This window comes from Rahnella sp. PCH160, assembly GCF_047784855.1.
Lineage (GTDB): Bacteria > Pseudomonadota > Gammaproteobacteria > Enterobacterales > Enterobacteriaceae > Rahnella.
Window position 1 is genome coordinate 319527 of the sequence record NZ_JBLOGT010000001.1, and the last position, 19520, is coordinate 339046.

At 52.1% G+C, this 19520-nt stretch carries 16 protein-coding genes, 1 pseudogene and 1 other annotated feature; of the genes and pseudogenes, 5 read left to right on the top strand and 12 right to left on the bottom strand.

Annotated features, from left to right (window positions below):
- Positions 1–124 precede the first annotated feature (124 nt).
- Both dnaJ and dnaK read right to left on the bottom strand, forming a co-directional pair.
- Complete coding sequence (gene dnaJ, locus ACM5QY_RS01425) at positions 125–1258, bottom strand: molecular chaperone DnaJ (RefSeq protein WP_416118928.1); 1134 nt, start codon at positions 1256–1258, stop codon at positions 125–127.
- Between the two features lie 100 nt (positions 1259–1358).
- Entirely contained in the window at positions 1359–3260 is a 1902-nt protein-coding gene (dnaK, locus tag ACM5QY_RS01430; protein WP_416118929.1) for a molecular chaperone DnaK, read from the bottom strand.
- 319 nt (positions 3261–3579) lie between these two features.
- Here dnaK and satP point away from each other — a divergent pair, with 319 nt between their 5' ends.
- The gene (gene satP / locus ACM5QY_RS01435; RefSeq protein ID WP_416118930.1) at positions 3580–4179 is read left to right on the top strand and encodes an acetate uptake transporter; all 600 of its coding nucleotides are present in this window, start codon (positions 3580–3582) and stop codon (positions 4177–4179) included.
- Positions 4180–4249: 70 nt separating this feature from the next.
- On the opposite strand, the gene ACM5QY_RS01440 is transcribed toward satP, so the two are convergent.
- The 3 genes from ACM5QY_RS01440 to tal all read right to left on the bottom strand — a co-directional run bounded on the left by ACM5QY_RS01440 (position 4250) and on the right by tal (position 7369).
- On the bottom strand, positions 4250–5572 hold the full coding sequence (locus tag ACM5QY_RS01440) for an MFS transporter (protein ID WP_416118931.1): 1323 nt from the start codon (positions 5570–5572) through the stop codon (positions 4250–4252).
- A 130-nt stretch (positions 5573–5702) separates the two neighbouring features.
- On the bottom strand, positions 5703–6290 hold the full coding sequence (gene mog, locus ACM5QY_RS01445) for a molybdopterin adenylyltransferase (RefSeq protein WP_416118932.1): 588 nt from the start codon (positions 6288–6290) through the stop codon (positions 5703–5705).
- A 125-nt stretch (positions 6291–6415) separates the two neighbouring features.
- Entirely contained in the window at positions 6416–7369 is a 954-nt protein-coding gene (gene tal / locus ACM5QY_RS01450) for a transaldolase (RefSeq protein WP_416118933.1), read from the bottom strand.
- A gap of 275 nt (positions 7370–7644) precedes the next feature.
- Here tal and ACM5QY_RS01455 point away from each other — a divergent pair, with 275 nt between their 5' ends.
- Together ACM5QY_RS01455 and yaaA are read left to right on the top strand one after the other, a co-directional pair.
- Complete coding sequence (locus ACM5QY_RS01455) at positions 7645–9078, top strand: alanine/glycine:cation symporter family protein (protein WP_416118934.1); 1434 nt, start codon at positions 7645–7647, stop codon at positions 9076–9078.
- Positions 9079–9184: 106 nt separating this feature from the next.
- The gene (gene yaaA / locus ACM5QY_RS01460; protein WP_416118935.1) at positions 9185–9958 is read left to right on the top strand and encodes a peroxide stress protein YaaA; all 774 of its coding nucleotides are present in this window, start codon (positions 9185–9187) and stop codon (positions 9956–9958) included.
- A gap of 67 nt (positions 9959–10025) precedes the next feature.
- Here yaaA and thrC read toward each other — a convergent pair whose 3' ends face one another.
- The 5 genes from thrC to ACM5QY_RS01485 form a co-directional block, all read right to left on the bottom strand.
- Positions 10026–11315, bottom strand: coding sequence for a threonine synthase (gene thrC / locus ACM5QY_RS01465; RefSeq protein WP_416118936.1), 1290 nt, complete (start codon positions 11313–11315; stop codon positions 10026–10028).
- A 24-nt stretch (positions 11316–11339) separates the two neighbouring features.
- Complete coding sequence (gene thrB, locus ACM5QY_RS01470) at positions 11340–12269, bottom strand: homoserine kinase (RefSeq protein WP_416118937.1); 930 nt, start codon at positions 12267–12269, stop codon at positions 11340–11342.
- A gap of 1 nt (position 12270) precedes the next feature.
- The gene (gene thrA / locus ACM5QY_RS01475) at positions 12271–14730 is read right to left on the bottom strand and encodes a bifunctional aspartate kinase/homoserine dehydrogenase I (protein ID WP_416118938.1); all 2460 of its coding nucleotides are present in this window, start codon (positions 14728–14730) and stop codon (positions 12271–12273) included.
- A 34-nt stretch (positions 14731–14764) separates the two neighbouring features.
- Positions 14765–14881, bottom strand: a sequence feature (Thr leader region).
- Positions 14820–14888, bottom strand: coding sequence for a thr operon leader peptide (gene thrL, locus ACM5QY_RS01480; protein ID WP_071823645.1), 69 nt, complete (start codon positions 14886–14888; stop codon positions 14820–14822). It overlaps the preceding feature by 62 nt.
- A gap of 216 nt (positions 14889–15104) precedes the next feature.
- The gene (locus ACM5QY_RS01485; protein WP_416118939.1) at positions 15105–15791 is read right to left on the bottom strand and encodes a tRNA/rRNA methyltransferase; all 687 of its coding nucleotides are present in this window, start codon (positions 15789–15791) and stop codon (positions 15105–15107) included.
- Between the two features lie 665 nt (positions 15792–16456).
- Here ACM5QY_RS01485 and arcA point away from each other — a divergent pair.
- Positions 16457–17173 carry a two-component system response regulator ArcA gene (gene arcA, locus ACM5QY_RS01490; protein ID WP_013577079.1) on the top strand — a complete coding sequence of 239 codons (717 nt, stop codon included), beginning with the start codon at positions 16457–16459 and terminating at the stop codon, positions 17171–17173.
- Positions 17174–17272: 99 nt separating this feature from the next.
- Here arcA and creA read toward each other — a convergent pair.
- Positions 17273–17778, bottom strand: a pseudogene (gene creA / locus ACM5QY_RS01495) (protein CreA).
- A gap of 183 nt (positions 17779–17961) precedes the next feature.
- Here creA and robA point away from each other — a divergent pair.
- Positions 17962–18825, top strand: a complete 864-nt coding sequence (robA, locus tag ACM5QY_RS01500; RefSeq protein WP_416118940.1) for an MDR efflux pump AcrAB transcriptional activator RobA — start codon at positions 17962–17964, stop codon at positions 18823–18825.
- Between the two features lie 12 nt (positions 18826–18837).
- On the opposite strand, the gene gpmB is transcribed toward robA, so the two are convergent.
- Positions 18838–19485 carry a 2,3-diphosphoglycerate-dependent phosphoglycerate mutase GpmB gene (gene gpmB / locus ACM5QY_RS01505; protein ID WP_416118941.1) on the bottom strand — a complete coding sequence of 216 codons (648 nt, stop codon included), beginning with the start codon at positions 19483–19485 and terminating at the stop codon, positions 18838–18840.
- Positions 19486–19520: the final 35 nt, after the last annotated feature.

The window sequence follows — 19520 nt, forward strand, 5'->3', positions numbered from 1 at the left end:
TTTTACGAATCATTCATTACACGGTTTTAGGCTAATAACTCCAAAAATCCCATAAAAAAAATCCCCGGCGCGAAATGCTGCCGGGGATTTATCTGGACTGCCGTTCCTGTTTTGCAGGAGGCGGTTAGCGAGTCAGATCATCAAAAAACTTTTTCACGCCGTCCAGGAAGCTTTTAGAACGCGGGCTGTTTTTTTCGCCCGATACGCCACCAAAGCTCTCTTCCAGATCACGCAGCAATTGCTTTTGCTTTTCGCTCAGGCTTACCGGCGTTTCGACGACCACACGGCACATTAAGTCGCCCTGCGCGCCGCCACGAACGGATTTCACACCACGTCCGCGCATACGGAACATTTTGCCGGTTTGCGTTTCGGCTGGGATCTTCAGGTTTACGCGGCCATCGAGCGTAGGAACCTCAATTTCTCCACCGAGTGCTGCCATCGCAAAGTTGATTGGCACTTCGCAGTACAGGTTGTTGCCTTCACGCTCAAAGATTTTGTGCGCTTTTACCTGAACCTGAACGTACAGATCGCCTGACGGTGCACCGTGCTCACCCGCTTCGCCTTCACCTTCCAGACGGATACGGTCGCCGGTGTCTACACCCGCAGGGATTTTAACGGACAATGTTTTTGCACGTTCTACGCGGCCATGACCGTGGCATTTGTTGCACGGATCTTTAATAACTTTGCCACGCCCCTGACAAGTCGGACACGCCTGTTGCACAGTAAAGAAGCCCTGACGCATCTGCACCTGGCCCGCACCGTGACAAGTCGGACAGGTGGTCGGTGAGCTGCCCGCTTTCGCGCCGCTGCCGTGGCAAACGTCACATTCATCCAGAGTCGGGATGCGGATTTCTTTGGTGACACCACGAACGGCCTCTTCCAGAGTCAGATCCATGTTGTAACGCAGGTCTGAACCCCGGCTGGCACGCTGACGGCGTCCGCCGCCAAAGATGTCGCCAAAGACGTCACCAAAGATGTCGCTGAAATCTGCACCGCCGCCGCCGTAACCACCGCCACCGCCCATACCACCCTGTTCAAAGGCTGCATGACCGTACTGGTCGTAGGCCGCACGTTTTTGCGCGTCGGTCAGAATTTCATAAGCTTCTTTAATTTCTTTAAATTTGCTTTCAGATTCTTTGTCGCCCTGATTACGGTCAGGGTGATGCTTCATTGCCAGCCGTTTGTAGGCCTTTTTAATTTCGCGCTCATCGGCCGTTTTGGAAACGCCCAACAGCTCGTAATAATCTTGCTTCGCCATGCTTTTTCCTGCCCTCAACATGCGTGCACGGGCGTAGAGTTTCCTCGACGCCCGTGCTGGTTTTCAGTAATGAACTCTTACTGTGCCCGCTAAAGGGCGATTATTTCTTGTCTTTCACTTCTTCGAATTCAGCATCAACAACGTCGTCATCTTTCTTCGCGCTGTTGTCGCCGCCTTCGGCCTGGCCTTGCTGCTGAGCCATTTCCATCAGTTTGCCGGAAACCTGAACCAGCGCCTGGATTTTCGCTTCGATATCCGCCTTGTCTTCACCTTTAGCAGAAACTTCCAGTGCTTTCAGGGCTTCTTCTACAGCAGTTTTGTCTTCTGCTGGCAGTTTGTCGCCAGCTTCGTCCAGTTGCTTACGGGTTCCGTGGATCAGGTGGTCCGCCTGGTTACGGGTCTGAACCAGTTCTTCAAACTTACGGTCAGCTTCAGCATTCGCTTCAGCGTCGTTAACCATTTTCTGGATCTCTTCTTCCGTCAGACCAGAAGATGCCTTGATGGTGATCTTCTGCTCACGGCCGGTCGTCTTGTCTTTCGCAGACACATGCAGGATACCGTCGGCGTCAAGGTCGAAGGTCACTTCGATCTGTGCCTGACCGCGCGGTGCTGCCTGAATACCGTCCAGGTTGAACTGACCCAGAGATTTGTTATCACTTGAACGCTTACGCTCACCCTGCAACACGTGGATGGTTACTGCAGACTGATTGTCTTCCGCAGTAGAGAACACCTGGCTGTGTTTCGTCGGGATGGTGGTGTTTTTGGTGATGAGCGGAGTCATCACGCTGCCCATGGTTTCGATACCCAGAGACAGCGGCGTTACGTCCAGCAACAGAACGTCTTTAACATCACCCGCCAACACACCACCCTGAACTGCTGCACCGATTGCCACAGCTTCGTCCGGGTTCACGTCTTTACGCGGTTCTTTACCAAAGAATTCAGCCACTTTCTTCTGAACCATTGGCATACGTGTCTGACCACCGACCAGGATAACATCCTGAATGTCAGACACAGACAGGCCTGCGTCTTTCAGAGCCACTTTCAGTGGTTCGATACAACGGTTAACCAGGTCTTCCACCAAAGATTCCAGTTTTGCACGGGTCACTTTGATGTTCATGTGTTTCGGACCGGTTGCATCCGCAGTGATGTACGGCAGATTCACGTCAGTTTGCTGAGCAGAAGACAGTTCAATCTTCGCTTTTTCAGCCGCTTCTTTCAGACGTTGCATCGCCAGCGGATCGTTACGCAGATCCATACCTTGTTCTTTCTTGAACTCTTCAACCAGATAGTTGATCAGACGGCTGTCGAAGTCTTCACCACCGAGGTGAGTATCACCGTTGGTTGCCAGAACTTCGAAGGTTTTTTCACCGTCAACTTCGTCGATTTCGATAATAGAGATATCGAAAGTACCACCACCCAGGTCGTATACCGCAATAGTGCGGTTACCGATTTCGCGATCCAGGCCGTAAGCCAGTGCCGCAGCGGTTGGTTCGTTAATAATACGTTTAACTTCCAGACCTGCGATACGGCCAGCATCTTTCGTTGCCTGACGCTGCGCATCGTTGAAGTATGCAGGTACGGTGATAACAGCTTCAGTTACTGGCTCACCCAGGTAATCTTCAGCGGTTTTCTTCATTTTCTTCAACACTTCAGCAGAAATCTGCGGAGGTGCAATTTTCTGACCTTTAATGTCGATCCAGGCGTCGCCGTTGTCGGAGCCTACGATCTGGTAAGGCATGATGCCTTTATCGCGTTGTACTTCTTCATCCTGGAAGCGACGGCCAATCAGGCGTTTGATCGCAAACAAGGTGTTCTGCGGGTTGGTCACTGCCTGACGTTTAGCCGGAGAACCTACCAGAGTCTCGCCATCTGCCGCATATGCGATGATGGAAGGAGTGGTGCGGTCGCCTTCAGCATTCTCCAGTACACGAGCAGTCGTGCCATCCATGATAGCTACACAAGAGTTGGTGGTGCCCAGGTCGATCCCAATAATTTTACCCATCTAAAACGTCTCCACTTAAATTCATATTCGTTCAGGTTGCTACTGTATATGAGGACGATCTTTTCGATTTCAACAGCCCCATATTACGGTTTTACCGACGGTAACAACTGCGGTTGAGGATAAGATGGGGCCTTGACGCTCAGCATCAAGGGGCAAAGTGAAAAAAAATCTTCAATTGCTGTTACGCCAGATCAATGTTTACTGACGCAACCCTCCTTATGATGCCGCGCGCTTCCAAAGATATGCGGCTTTTTTACCCATTTCCCAAGCGTTTCTTCCCCCGATTATCAATTAATAATAATTCTGATACAGAGGATCTATGCAGACCAAAACGTTGGCAAATCCAGGCCCGCTCGGGTTAATGGGATTTGGTATGACTACTATCTTATTGAATTTACACAACGCAGGCTTTTTCCCGCTGACCGCCGTTATTGTCAGCATGGGCATTTTTTATGGTGGTTTAATTCAAATTCTTGCCGGGATGATGGAATTTAAAAAAGGGAATACCTTCGGCACCACGGCGTTTACCTCCTACGGTGCGTTCTGGCTGAGCCTGGTCGGTATTCTGATGCTGCCACGCATGGGCATGGCGGATGCCAGCAGCGAAAGTTTCCTGGGCGCTTATCTGGGCATCTGGGGCGTTTTCACTCTCTTCATGTTTTTTGGCACGTTGAAAGCAAACCGTGGTTTACAGGTCGTTTTCGGCAGCCTGACCCTTTTGTTTGCCCTGCTGTGTTTCGGCAACATGACCGGCAATACGGCAGTTCTGCATTTTGCAGGTTTTGAAGGCATCTTCTGCGGCGCCAGCGCGATTTATCTGGCGATGGCCGAAGTGCTCAACGAGCAGTATGGCCGTACCGTTTTGCCGATTGGCGAACCGAAAAGCCATGCGCGTGATGTGAATGCGGTGACGGCATAACGCACGACGTCTCAGATGAAAGAGCCCCGATTCATAAACGGGGCTTTTTTTTGTATGCAAAAACGAAAACTTACTGGCCGGAAGCGGCGCGTTCTGCAAATTTAGCTTCGCGGGCAGTTTCACTGTTCAAATCACGGCTGAGATAGATGCCGGTCAGTAAACCAATCGCTGACAATGCCAGCACGTAATAAGCCGGTGCCATCGGCGTCAGACGCATAATGAGCGTCACGAACACTGGCGTCAGGCCACCGAAAATGGCGTAGGCCACATTGTAAGAGAACGAAATCCCCGTAAACCGCACTTCCGCCGGGAAAGCCCGCACCATCACATAAGGCACCGCGCCAACGATCCCCACGCTAAGCCCTGCCAGCGCGTACATGCCCATCAGTACAGACGGGTCAGCCGCAACCCTATGATAGAAAGACCAGCTGCAAATACCGAGGAACAGGCTGCCGATAATGAACGTTTTACTGGCGCCCAGGCGATCCACAACGCTGCCCGAAATAATGCAGCCAAACATTAGCGCAACGGTGGCGAGGCAGTTTGCCTGCAAGGCCGCCGCCGCCGGAATGCCCAACTGTTTTTGCAGCCACGTTGGCGTCATCAGAATGACCACCACGATGCCCGCGGACAGCAACCAGGTCATCAGCATCGACACCACAATTTCTTTTTTATGATTCGCGACAACGGCCTTCAGCGGCAATTCTTCTGCCAGCGCTTTGTGGGCTTTCATCTCAATAAAGACCGGCGTTTCCTGCAACCAGCGTCGCAGATACAGGGCGATTAACCCGAAGATCCCGCCGATGAAGAACGGAATGCGCCAGCCATACTGGCTGATGGTTGCAGGCGTCATGCTGGTGTTCAGTAAAGTTGCCACCAGCGAACCCAGCAGAATCCCCATCGTTAAACCCGCCGTCAGCGTCCCGCAGGCAAAACCAATGCGGTTACGCGGAACGTGTTCCGCCACAAAAACCCAGGCTCCGGGCACTTCGCCGCCGATCGCCGCGCCCTGCAAAATACGCATCAGCAACAGCAATAACGGTGCGGCAATGCCTATTGAGGCATAGGTCGGCAGAAGCCCCATCGCCAGCGTCGGTAACGCCATCAGCAGAATGCTCAGGCTGAACATCCGTTTGCGGCCAACCCGATCCCCAAAGTGCGCCATGATAATGCCGCCCAGCGGACGCGCCAGATAACCGGCGGCAAAAATGCCAAACGTCTGCACCTGACGCAGCCAGTCTGGCATATCAGACGGGAAAAAGAGGTCGCCAATGACGGCAGCGAAGAAGACGAAAATGATGAAATCGTAGAATTCGAGCGCGCCGCCCAACGCAGCCAGGGAAAGCGTTTTGAAGTCCTGCCGGTTCAGCCGGCGCGATTGTGCGTGTTGCATAAGAGTCCGTGTGACGCCAGAGTGAAAATGGAAACGATTTTTTGCCGCATCCTGTAAAGTAATTATTACTATAGCGGCAAATATTTTTCACACCAGAGCGTCTGAATCTTATTTCAAAAACAAACCGTATTCAGTTTTTTGTGTCGCGACGGGCACTTTTGGGACGGAAAGCTGCTACCACGTGGTCGTGTGTTTCGATATAAGGCCCGTCCAGTAACTGGATGCAGTAAGGGACGCTGGCGAAAATGCCGGAAACGATCACTTTACCGTCGGCATCTTTCAGCCCTTCCAGCGTTTCCTGAATGGATTTAGGTTGCCCCGGTAAATTGAGGATTAGCGCCTGTTTGCGGATCACGCCGACCTGACGCGATAAAATCGCCGTCGGGACAAAGTGCAGGCTGATCTGACGCATCTGTTCACCAAAGCCCGGCATCACACGATCGGCAATAGCCAGCGTGGCATCCGGCGTTACATCGCGGCGCGCGGGGCCGGTTCCGCCAGTGGTCAGTACCAGATGACAGCCGCTTTCATCGACCAGCTCGCTGATCGCCTGTTCAATCAGAGGTTGTTCATCCGGGATAAGCCGGGTTTCCAGCTTGAAGGGCGTAATGAGCGCTTTTTCCAGCCATTCTTCCAGCGCCGGAATACCTTTGTCCTGATACACCCCACCTGAGGCACGGTCTGACACCGATACCAGACCAATTCGCAATTTATCCATGCCATTTCTCCGTGACAAAATCTGCTTTCAATACGCCTTATTATATCGATAACGACGCGGGGGTTTTATCGCAGACACAAAAAAAGCGGCTGATTAGCCGCTTTTCATCGAAAACTGAGTGCTGATTACAGCAGGTCAGAAATCATTTTTTCCAGTTTGCCCTGGTCGATGGCAAACTTACGGATGCCGTCAGCAAGTTTGTCGATCGCCATTGGATCCTGGTTATGGTCCCAGTAGAACTGAGCTTCAGTCAGTGGCGCAGGACGTGGTTTGGTTTCGCCGGAGAAGGACAGTTTGCGCTCCAGCGGACCTTCGCTTTCTGCCAGCTCTTTCAGCAGTGCAGGTGCGATGGTCAGACGGTCACAGCCAGCCAGTTCAATGATTTCGCCGATGTTACGGAAGCTTGCGCCCATCACGACAGTTTCGTAGCCGTGTTGTTTGTAGTATTCGTAGATTTCGGTCACGGACACAACGCCCGGATCTTCATTGGGTGCGAACTCTTTTTTGTCGCCATTGGCTTTGTACCAGTCGAGGATACGGCCAACGAAGGGAGAAATCAGGAACACACCGGCTTCTGCACATGCACGCGCCTGAGCGAAGGAGAACAGCAGCGTCAGGTTACAGTTGATGCCTTCTTTTTCCAGTTTTTCCGCCGCGCGGATACCCTGCCAGGTAGAAGCCAGTTTGATCAGGATACGGTCGTTGCTGATACCTGCATCGTTGTACAGCTTGATCAGGTGTTTCGCTTTGGCCACGCTTGCGTCAGTGTCGTAAGACAGACGTGCGTCAACTTCAGTCGAAATACGGCCCGGAACCAGTTTCAGGATCTCCAGACCGATGTTCACTGCCAGTTTGTCAGCGGCATCAGTAATTTGCTGATCGTGATCGCTGCTCTGGTCACGTGCCCAGGCGATGGCTTCGTCGATCAGTTTACGGTATTCAGGAATTTGCGCAGCGCTGAGGATCAGTGACGGGTTAGTGGTCGCATCCTGCGGCTGGTACAACTTCATTGCCGCGATGTCTCCGGTGTCAGCAACAACCTGGGTCATTTGGCGTAGGGAAGTCAGTTTATCGGTCATTTTGGCATATCTCATCGTTTGGACGTTTTCGTATAGGCATTTTCATGCCTTGCCTTTGGCTGATGATAACATGCAAAAAGCCATGCGCAAGGCGCTTATCGCGGCATGCTCGGCTACGAACATCTCTGGATTTCTCACCTTCCAAAACACACAAAATCAGCCAATTTGCATATGTCCCCGTTTCAATAAAAAAGGTATGTTAGCCAGCCAAAGTGGTCATGACACTCTGAGCGAACAACTAAAAAAATGAAGGGTTAATCAACCAAGGATAATTCATGAATGATCTGCTGGATTTTTTCGACACAATTCTCTGGAGCTCCATCCTGATTTACCTGCTGTTTGGCACCGGCATTTATCTCACCGTTCGTCTGAGTTTCATCCAGTTTCGTCGTTTCAGACATCTGTTCTCCCCGACCCTTTTTAAATCAGGCCGCGATCCGCGAGGAATGCCTGCCTGGCGCGCGCTGTGCCTGAGTTTATCCTCACGTATTGGTACCGGTAACCTGACCGGTGTCGCGATAGCCATTACCCTCGGCGGGCCGGGCGCGATTTTCTGGATGTGGGTGATTGCCGTCTTCAGTATGGCGACGGCGCTGATTGAAAATACGCTGGCACAGATATACAAAGGCGTGGGCGAACACGGTAAATTTCGCGGCGGCCCGGCGGATTACATGGAGAAAGGATTGGGCATGCGCTGGATGGGCATTCTGTTCTCTTTGCTGATGGTCATCTCCTGCGGTTTTGTTTTCAGTGCGTTACAGGCCAATTCTATTGCACAAGCCTCCTTCCATCTGCTGCATGTTCCCCACCTCACCACCGCCGCTATTCTGGCCACGCTGACCGCCGTGCTGATTTTTGGCGGCATACGCTCTGTCATCTGGCTGTCCAAATGGCTGGTTCCGCTGATGGCCTTTACGTACCTGCTGCTGGCAATTTGGGTCATCGGCCATAACATCGAAAAACTGCCACAGGTGATCGCACTGGTCTTCAAAAGCGCTTTCGGCTTGCAGGAAGCGGCCTCCGGCGCGCTGGCTTATGGCGTCACACAGGCCGTCACTCAGGGCATGCAGCGCGGCGTGTTTGCCAGTGAAGCGGGCGTGGGTTCCTCGCCGAATGCGGCGGCCATGGCGTCCGTCCGTCACCCCGCCACCCTGGGTTTCAACCAGATGTTTGCCGTCTTCATTGATACGGTGGTGATTTGCACCGCCACAGCGCTGATTGTGCTGACATCCGGCGTGCTTGATCACCCGGACGCGCCTTTTGGTATCCGCTTATTGCAGCAAGCGATTACGCCCTCAACAGGCGGATGGAGCCACATTGCGCTGGCCGTACTGGTGTTTTCTTTTGCCTTTACGTCGATCTCAGGCAACTACGCTTACGCGGAAAACAACCTGAGTTTAGTTCACCGCGCCGCGCCGTATAAGTTACTGATTTTCCGTTTACTGGTCATCGCTATGGTGTTCTGCGGCTGTCTGATGGAACTGCATATCGTCTGGAAACTGGCGGATATTTTCATGGCACTGATGGCGATACTGAACCTGACGGCGCTGCTGCTCCTTTCGGGCGTGGCGGTCAAAGTGGTGAAAGACTATGAACGCCAGCAGCGCATGGGGAAAATACCGGTGTTTAATCCCGACCATTTCCCGGAATTACGTGGTCAGCTGGAGCCGGGGATTTGGGATAAGAACCGCCCCGGCGCTGACCGGTAAGCTTTCACCTATCGATATCATGGCTCCCCCGCAGCGGCTTTTTTGCTACAGTAGTGCAACGAAAAAAATTCCAAATTTGAAGCGTCACTGACCAACGGACGAGACTATGCTGACCATTATTTCACCTGCCAAAACGCTCGATTACGAAAGCCCGCTTGCGACAACGCGCTACACCCAACCTGAGCTGCTGGATAAATCCGCTCAGTTAATCACGGTGGCACGTAAAATGTCTCCCGCACAAATCTCTTCACTGATGGGGATCAGCGATAAACTGGCCCACCTGAATGCCGAACGCTTCAATGACTGGCAGCCGGCTTTTACGCCAGATAATGCGCGCCAGGCATTACTGGCGTTCAAAGGTGACGTTTATACCGGCCTGCAGGCGGAAGATTTCAGTGAGAAAGATTTCGATTTTGCGCAAAAGCATTTACGCATGTTGTCCGGTTTATACGGTCTGCTGCGCCCGCTGGATTTGATGATGCCGTATCGCCTGGAAATGGGCATCCGGCTGGAAAACCCGCAGGGCATTAATCTTTACGCCTTCTGGGGTGAGCTGCTGACCGAAAAACTCAACCAGCTGCTGAGCGAACAAAAAAGCAAAGTGCTGGTGAATCTGGCGTCCGACGAATATTTCAAAGCGGTAAAACCTAAACTGCTGGATGGCGAAATCATCAAACCGGTTTTCCTTGATGAAAAAAATGGCAAATACAAAGTCATCAGCTTCTACGCGAAAAAAGCGCGCGGGCTGATGAGCCGGTTTATCATCAAAGAACGTCTGGATAAGGCAAAGCAATTACAGGATTTCAATCTGGAAGGTTATGCCTTTGACGAATCACGCTCACAGGGCAACGAGTTGGTCTTTACGCGTCCTGAACGCTGATTTCTCTTTCTATACCCGTAAAAAAGCCCTCACGAAGAGGGCTTTTGCATTTCAGAGGCCCCGAATTTTATTCAGGCAGCGCCATCAGGAATGCGCGCATTTCGCTGAAGTCTGCCGGCAGATTGTGCGACAGCAGCGGCAGGTCAGCGCGATCCGCCAGTTCTTTCGGCAAGCCGATGTCCTGATCCAAAATCGCTTCCACGCTTTCTTTGAACTTCGCCGGATGCGCCGTGCCGATGAACAGGCCGAATTCGCCCGGTTGCAGTTGGTCACGCAAAACGCGATAAGCAATCGCGGCATGCGGTTCAGAGATGTAACCGATATTCGCCAGCTCACGCATCGCGTCTTCCGTGGTGTCATCGCTGACCGCACCAAAACCGAGATCTTTCAGTTGCCAGATTTTACGGCGATACAGTTCTTCCACGCGCGGCCAGTTATTTGGCTGGCTGACGTCCATGGCGTTCGACAGAGTCGCGACAGTTTTCTTCGGATCCCATTCACCGTTACTCAGGAAACGCGGCACGGTGTCATTGGCGTTAGTGGCAGCGATAAAACGCTTCACCGGCAGGCCGAGAGATTTCGCTAGCAGACCGGCCGTCAGATCACCGAAGTTACCACTTGGCACGGAAACCACCAGCTGATTGCGGGCTTCCTGCGGCAGTTGCGCCACGGCTTCGAAGTAATAGCAAATCTGCGCCAGCAGACGGCTGATGTTGATGGAGTTTGCCGAATTCAGCTTCAGGGCGTGTTTCAGTTCTTCATCATCAAACGCCTGTTTGACCAGCGCCTGGCAGGCATCGAAATCGCCATCGATAGCCACGGTGTGAATATTGCCACCGAGGGTACAGAACAGTTTTTCCTGGAGCGGGCTGATTTTGCCGCGCGGATACAGAATCACCACGCGAACATTTTTCATACCGTGGAACGCATGCGCCACAGCGGCACCGGTATCACCGGACGTCGCGGTCAGGATGGTCACTGGCTGGTCGCCTGATACCTGCGTCAGGATCTGCGCCATGAAGCGGCCACCGAAATCTTTAAAGGCCAGGGTCGGGCCGTGGAACAGCTCCAGACAGGCAATATCGTCTTCCACTTTTGCAACTGGCGCCGGGAAAGCAAACGCGTTTTTCACGCGCTGATGCAATTCGTCTTCAGGAATTTCATCGCCGATGAAAGCAGAAAGAATGCGCGTGCTACGGGTGACGAAATCCAGATCCAGCAGGCGGTCAATTTCGGTCAGCTCAAACTCCGGCAGGTCGAGCGGGAAGAATAATCCCTGCTGTTTGCCCAGACCTTGTTTGACGGCCTGCGCAAAACTCACTTGCTCGTTGTGATCCTTCAGGTTGTACAATTTCATTAGTTATCCCAGTCGATTATCGAGTTATCCCAATACCCGCGCGCCAGCGGTATCCAGACGACAAATATGAACAAAGCCTTCGTCATTTTGCAGATAGTGCGTCTGCAACCAGTCGGCCATACGTTTCGCGGTTGCGCTGTCATTGCAGACGGCAAACAGCGTCGGGCCGGAACCGGAAATCCCGCACGCCAGTGCACCGATTTCTTCGGCCGCGCTGCGCGCTTCGGCAAAGCCCGGCAGAAGACGTGTGCGGTAAGGTTCAGCGATCACGTCTTTCATCAGCTTCGCGGCCAGCGCCGGTTGCTGTGTGTGGCACGCATGAATAAAGCCCGCCAGATAGCGCCCGTGACTGATGCAATCCTGACGGCGATACTGCGCCGGTAAAATCGCGCGCGCTTCCGCCGTCGAGACTTTGATGCCCGGATACGCCATCACCCACAGCCAGTCGTCAAAACTTGGCACGTTCTGGCTGATAATATCCAGCTCTTCAAGCATCAGCTGAATGCCGCCCAGATAGCACGGTGCGACGTTATCAAAATGCACGCTGCCGGAAATCCGCCCTTCCAGTTCGCCCATCAGCTCCAGCATTTTGTTGTCGCTGAGCGGTTTGCCGCAGAATTCATTCATCGCCATCAGACCGGCAACCACCGAACAGGCGCTGGAACCCAGCCCGGAACCGATCGGCATATTTTTTTCAAGCGTCATCGCCACCGGCACATCTTTGCCGATTTCCTGACAGAAACGCTGCCAGCACTGATAAACGATATTGTCTTCCATCCGGTCAGGCAGTTTGGAAACAAACTTACCTTCGTTTTTCAGGCTGAATGATGTAGCGGCTTCTACCGATACGCAATCACCCAGAAGCGTGCCATCCACCGGAGACACTGCTGCGCCCAGAACGTCGAAGCCTACGCTGACGTTCCCGATTGAAGCCGGGGCATACACCTTAACCATATTAAACTCCTAACTTCCATGACAGCGTTCTCAAAAGATCGGCAAACACACCCGCCGCCGTCACATCATTACCGGCACCGTAGCCGCGCAATACCAGCGGCAGCGGCTGGTAATAGCGGCTGTAAAACGCCAGCGCATTCTCACCATTTTTTACTTTATAAAGCGGGTCATTACCATCGACAGCGTCGATTTTTACCTTACAACGCCCTTCTTCGATAGCGCCCACATAACGCAATACTTTACCCGCTGCCGTCGCATCCGCAACGCGCTGCGCAAATTCGGCGTCCAGCTCTGGGAGACGTGCCACAAATTCATTCACATTCCCTGAGGAATCAAATGACGCAGGCAAAACGGATTCGACGTCGATATCCGACAGTTCCAGCTTATAACCGGCTTCACGCGCCAGAATCAGCAGCTTACGGGCGACGTCCATACCCGACAAGTCGTCACGCGGATCAGGCTCGGTGTAACCCATATCGCGCGCCTGCAAAGTGGCCGCAGACAGCGACATGCCTTCATCCAGTTTACCGAAGATGAACGACAGCGATCCGGAGAGGATCCCGGAGAAACGCAACAGTTCGTCGCCCGCATTCAGCAGGTTTTGCAGGTTCTCGATAACCGGCAAACCCGCGCCGACGTTGGTGTCATACAGGAACTTACGGCGTGAGCCATCTGCCGCTTTACGCAACTGATGGTAATAATTCATCGACGAGGTGTTGGCCTTTTTGTTCGGCGTGACAACGTGGAAACCGTCTGCCAGGAAATCGGCGTATTGATCCGCCACTTCCTGACTGGACGTGCAGTCCACAATCACCGGGTTCAGCAGATGGTATTCCTTCACCAGGTGGATCAGACGGCCCAGATTCAGGGGCTCTTTCGCTGCGCCCAGCTCGTCCTGCCAGGTATCCAGTGCAATGCCGTGAACATTGGTGAGCAACGCGCGGGAGTTGGCGATGCCACACACGCGCAGATCAATATGTTTGGTTTTCAGCCAGGTCTGCTGACGGCGGATCTGTTCGATCAATGCCCCGCCGACACCGCCGACACCGATCAGAAATACTTCAATAACCTGATCGGTGTTGAACAACATCTGGTGGCTGACGCGGACACCGGTGGTCGCATCTTCATTATTCACCACCACGGAAATGGAACGTTCAGAAGACCCCTGCGCGATGGCGACGATGTTGATATTGGCGCGTGCCAGTGCGGAGAAGAATTTCGCAGAGATGCCGCGCAGCGTACGCATGCCGTCGCCGACCACTGAAATCACGGCCAGTTTTTCCATGACGTCCAGCGGCTCAAGCAGGCCATCCTTCAGCTCAAGGTAGAATTCATCTTCCAGCGCCTTGCGTGCGCGAACCAGCTCACTTTGCGGCACGCAGAAGCTGATGCTGTATTCAGACGAAGACTGGGTGATCAGCACAACCGAAATTCCGGAACGCGACATCACCGCGAAAACGCGCGCCGCCATGCCGATCATCCCTTTCATCCCCGGGCCGGAGACGTTGATCATCGCCATATTATTCAGGTTAGTGATGCCTTTCACCGGCGTATTGTCGCCGAGGCTTTCGCTGCCAATCAGGGTGCCGGGCGCTTGCGGGTTGGTAGTGTTTTTGATCAGGCAAGGGATCTGGAACTGGGCAATTGGCAGGATAGTACGCGGGTGAAGCACTTTTGCACCGAAGTACGACAGCTCCATCGCTTCCTGATACGACATCGATTTCAGCAAACGGGCATCTGGCACAGTACGCGGGTCACAGGTATACACGCCATCGACGTCAGTCCAGATCTCGCAACAGTCAGCGCGTAAACACGCCGCCAGCACGGCCGCAGAATAGTCGGAGCCGTTACGCCCCAGCACAACCAGTTCACCTTTCTCGTTGCCCGCAGTGAAACCGGCCATCAGCACGATGTGATCGGCAGGAATGGCACTGGCGGCGATACGGCGGGTGGATTCGTTGATATCCACAGTCGATTCAAGATAGTGGCCCTGAGCCAGCAATTTTTCGACCGGGTTGATGACGGTGACGCCAAACCCTTTCGCGAGGAAAACGGCTTCCATAATGGCGATGGAGAGCTTTTCGCCACGACAGATGATTGAAGCATTCACGCTGTCCGGACATTGCCCCAGCAACGCGATGCCGTGCAGCAACTGTTTAAGCTGGGCAAATTCCTGATCGACAAACGCTTTCACTTTCGGCAAATCAAAGCCCGGCTGCTGTGCCGCCAGACCGGTGATGAGCTGACCAAAAATGTTTTCTGCGTCGCTCATGATGCTCCTGATGTCCTGCCCGGCGACAGTCCGTTCAATCATGGCAACCAGATAGTTGGTAATTTTGGCAGGCGCGGATAATACCGTCGCCACCTGTCCCTGACGCGCATTGCTTTCCATAATGTCCGCAACCCGCAAAAAGCGTTCTGCGTTTGCTACTGAGGTCCCGCCAAATTTCAACACTCGCATTTCTGGTTTTCTCCTGAAGCTCTCGTTTAAATGTAAAAAAAAAGCCCGCACTGTTTAGGTGCGGGCTTTTTTTCTTTTTCCTGTACGCGTCAGCCCGCCCCGTTACCTGTGGTATCGGTGGTGGTAATAATTGTTGTGTTCAGGCTGATGATTCGCATTTTTATTTTCTGTCTGTCTTTAGGTTTCTACTCTGTCTGCCTCTATTAGCTAAAGCATAAGGCAAAATAAGTCAATTTTTTTCTCTTTTTGCCCGGTTAATCACGGGCAGTATTAAATGAATAATGACCTGCGTTTAAAAACAATTCCAGTGTTATCTGCAGGTCAATTTTCCTGATGCCGCAGATCGCACCGGTGAAATGGATATTCTTATCAGATCATTGGGTCAGCTTTTTTTCGATGTCATGCAGCAAAGTGTGCAGCATCGCAGCATCCCGCTGCTGCAAAAGACCAAGCCTCTGATGCAACCAGTCCGACAGTTTTTGATCGTCTCCGGCACCGACATTTTCCAGCAAACTATCCACTCTGACACGCAGCGCAGCCAGCTGCCCTTCCTGCGCATTTTCCGCTTTCACTGACGTCACCTGATTCAGTGCCGACAACTGATAACAGAAAACCATCACCGCCTGGCCCAGGTTCAGCGACGGATAATCCGCCACCATCGGAACACCGGTCAGAACGTCGGCAAGTTCCAGCTCTTCATTGGTCAGCCCGGAATCTTCGCGCCCGAACACCAGCGCCGCATGGTTTATCCAGTCACTTTTCTCTTCGAGCTGAACCTGCAATTCCTGAGGCGTGCAGTAATAGTGGAAACGCGCGCGACTGCGTGCGGTGGTGGCAACGGTAAAATCGATGTCAGCCAGCGCTTGCGCAAGCGTATCGAAATGCAGCGCATTTTGCAGGATCTCCTGCGAACCGTGCGCCACCCAGCCGGCTTCTGGCCTGAGATGTGCCTCGCTGTCAACAATACGTAATGACGCAAAGCCCATCGTTTTCATTGCACGGGCTGCTGCGCCGACATTTTCCGGGCGAGCCGGAGAGACTAAAATAATATGAAGTTGCATGTCGTGCCTCTGCAAAGAGTGAATGAAATTGCCGCCTGTTTTTCAGCGATGAAATTTTATCCGCTTTCAAAACGGCTCCTCGCTTATATTCTTCACAAGAACTTAACAGTCGGCTGAATATATTCCTTTATTTTATCGGAAAAGCTTATCCGATAGGTAAAAAAGGTGCTGGCGCGGTTAAGCTCACTTTAAAGAAAAAATTATCATTATTTTTCATGCGGATATATAATAACGACACATACAGATTTTGCATTTATCTTTCGTTTCTTAATGCATTGCTGAATCGTGTACAATAAAGGCCGAAATGTGACTCAAGCGTGCATTCTTGTAAGTGTTTTTCACTGTTCTGTTACCGTGCTACAATTGAACTTGATATATGTCAACAAACCGTAATTTTGTTGGGTGGTAATTTCGACACTCGCTGTTATATTGCTGTTAATAGGGTTAGGATGTTTGCCGCTTTAGGACCCCGTGGAACTGCAGAAAGTGGAATCCCTGACCGAGCTTGCGATGTTGTTGCCGTTGATGGAAATTGCATCGAGAACGCGTTTACGTACTTTAGTCATGTAACGAGTGAGATGGCCAATAAGGCATCGAAATTCATCGGGATAACAAGGACTTCTGTACTCCTATTTTCTATTTGTTGGCAATCTTAGGTAGCAATCATGCAGACCCCTCACATTCTGATCGTCGAAGACGAGTTAGTGACACGTAATACGTTAAAGAGCATTTTTGAAGCAGAAGGCTACATGGTACATGAAGCCAATGATGGCGCGGAAATGCACCACATTCTGTCCGAAAATGACATCAATCTGGTTATCATGGATATCAACCTGCCAGGCAAAAACGGCCTGCTGCTGGCACGCGAATTACGCGAACAAGCCAGCGTTGCTCTGATGTTCCTGACGGGCCGCGACAACGAAGTTGACAAAATTCTGGGTCTGGAAATCGGCGCTGATGATTACATCACGAAGCCATTCAACCCGCGTGAACTGACTATCCGCGCACGCAATCTTTTGTCCCGTACAATGAACCTGGGCACAACCGGCGAAGAACGTCGTCTGGTAGAAAGCTACAAATTCAATGGTTGGGAACTGGATATCAACAGCCGTTCACTGATCAGCCCGCAGGGCGAACAATACAAGTTACCGCGCAGCGAATTCCGCGCGATGCTGCACTTCTGCGAAAACCCAGGCAAAATCCAAACCCGTGGCGATCTGCTGAAGAAAATGACCGGTCGCGAGCTTAAGCCGCATGACCGTACTGTTGACGTTACCATCCGCCGCATTCGTAAACATTTCGAAGCGACGCCAGATACCCCGGAAATCATCGCGACCATTCATGGCGAAGGTTACCGTTTCTGTGGTGATCTGGAAGACTAATACAGAAGGTTGCCAACCGCTCTGTAGTCGATGCATCAAAACCATTTAAGGCCAGCGAAAGCTGGCCTTTTGTTTTAGTGCTTTGACATCACCGAAAACTTACGGCGTCGTGTGCGCCCACGGAATGATCGGTACTGCACTCAGCGCATTTTTAGGCGAGCCATCGACCACTTTGTCGGAGTAACTCAGGTAGATAAGCGCATTGCGTTTCTCATCGTAGAAGCGCACGACCTGAAGTTTTTTAAATACCAGAGACGTCCGTTTCTGAAACACCACGGTTCCCTTGTCTTTGCCTTGTTTAATCTTATCGCTCAGATCAATCGGGCCAACCTGCTGACAGGAAATCGCCGCATCTGACGTGTCTTCTGCCAGCCCCAATCCCCTTTGATCCCGCCGGTTTTTGCGCGACTGATATAACACGTTACATTTTTAATATCAGGATCATCAAAGGCCTCGACGACAATTTTGTGGTCCGGACCGAACAGTTTAAAGACCGTATCAACCGATCCCACTTCCTCAGCATGGGCTGCGCCAGAACAAAAAACAAACATCCCAAAAACAAAAATCCAACACTTTTTCATTAAGTTACTCCGCGTCATAAGCATGACGTTGTTTTCTAAAGAAACCCCATTCAGAAAGCGTGTATTCACAGTTTCTGAATGAAATACTCTGTAACACCTGTAAATAGCACAGATAGCCAAAAAATTCTTAGGAAGTCTTATCAGGAAAAAGTTGCTATTATGCCGCCCAACATTCTCTGAATTATCTTAGCTCAACGAGGACGATCTATGGATCAAGCAGGAATCATTCGTGACCTTCTTAGCTGGTTAGAAACCCATTTAGACCAGCCCTTGTCACTCGACAATGTCGCAGCCAAGGCCGGCTATTCAAAGTGGCACCTGCAGCGAATGTTCAAAGATGTCACAAACAATGCAATCGGTGCTTATATTCGCGCGCGTCGCCTTTCAAAAGCGGCCGTCGCTCTGCGCCTCACCAGTCGCCCCATTTTAGATATCGCCCTTCAGTACCGTTTTGACTCTCAACAAACGTTTACCCGGGCATTCAAAAAGCAATTTGCTCAAACTCCGGCACTGTATCGTCGTGCTGAAGACTGGCACTCCTTCGGGATCTGCCCGCCAATTCGTCTGGGTGCCTTTATTCTGCCTCAGCCGGAATATATCGTGTTGCCTGAACAGCATCTGATCGGCATGACGCAAAGTTACGCCTGTACGCTGGAGCAAATCACCACGTACCGTAACGAGATGCGTCGTCATTTCTGGCGTCAATACATTGGTGAAGCGAAAACGCTGCCGCCGATCCTTTATGGCCTGCACCATTCACGTCCAAGCCAGGAAAAAGATGACGAACAGGAAGTCCTTTACACCACCGCGCTTGAGCCCGCACATCTGCCGGAAAATGTGGAAGGTCAGCCGATTGTGTTGCAGGAAGGTGAGTATGCCATGTTCCACTACACTGGCACGCCTGAGCATTTACAGGAGTTCATTTTGACGTTGTACAGCACCTGTCTGCCAACGCTGAAACTGACCCGCAGAAAGGGACAGGATATCGAACGCTTCTACACTAATGGCCGTGATCCCGGCACTGCACCATTAGAAATACAGTGTGATTACCTGATCCCAATCCGCCGCTAACGCCTCCAGGCGTTAGCGTTGTAATTCGTCTAACGCGGGCATATCCAGATGTGATACATCGCCCGCTGTTTCAACAATCCAGCCATTCGCCAGCCAGGCACTTTGCTGATGATCCACGCGCGACAATGAACAGTTACGCAGGCGCAGACGACGTTCCGCATAGGCAGGCAATCCCAGAATCGTACTGATCAGACACCCCAGCGCAATGCCGTGGCTGACCAGCAAAGGTTTACTGCCCGGCGGCAGTTGCAGACAGTTGTCGAGCGCAGCGCGCATACGCGCAGCCAGTTCCGTCATGGTTTCTCCTTCAGGAATACGCCCTTGCGGCGAACCATCGACCATCTGCTTACGCCAGATTTCTTCCTGTTCCGTCAGGCCATCCAGAACACGTTCTTCCAGCACGCCCATGTGCAGCTCGCGCAGACGTGGTTCATTGATCACTTCACAGCCACAGGCATCAGCGATAATCTGCGCGGTGTGACGGGTTCGCCCCAAATCACTGGTGATGACGTGAGTAATCCCTTCATTGCGCACGCGCTCAGCAACCTGACGGGCCTGATAAAGACCTTTGGCCGTCAGCGGGCTGTCTGACTGCCCCTGAATACGACGCGCTGCGTTCCATTCTGTTTCGCCGTGACGGACGAGATATACCTGTAACATGTGTGTTTTCCGTTATACTGCGTGAAATTTGCTAA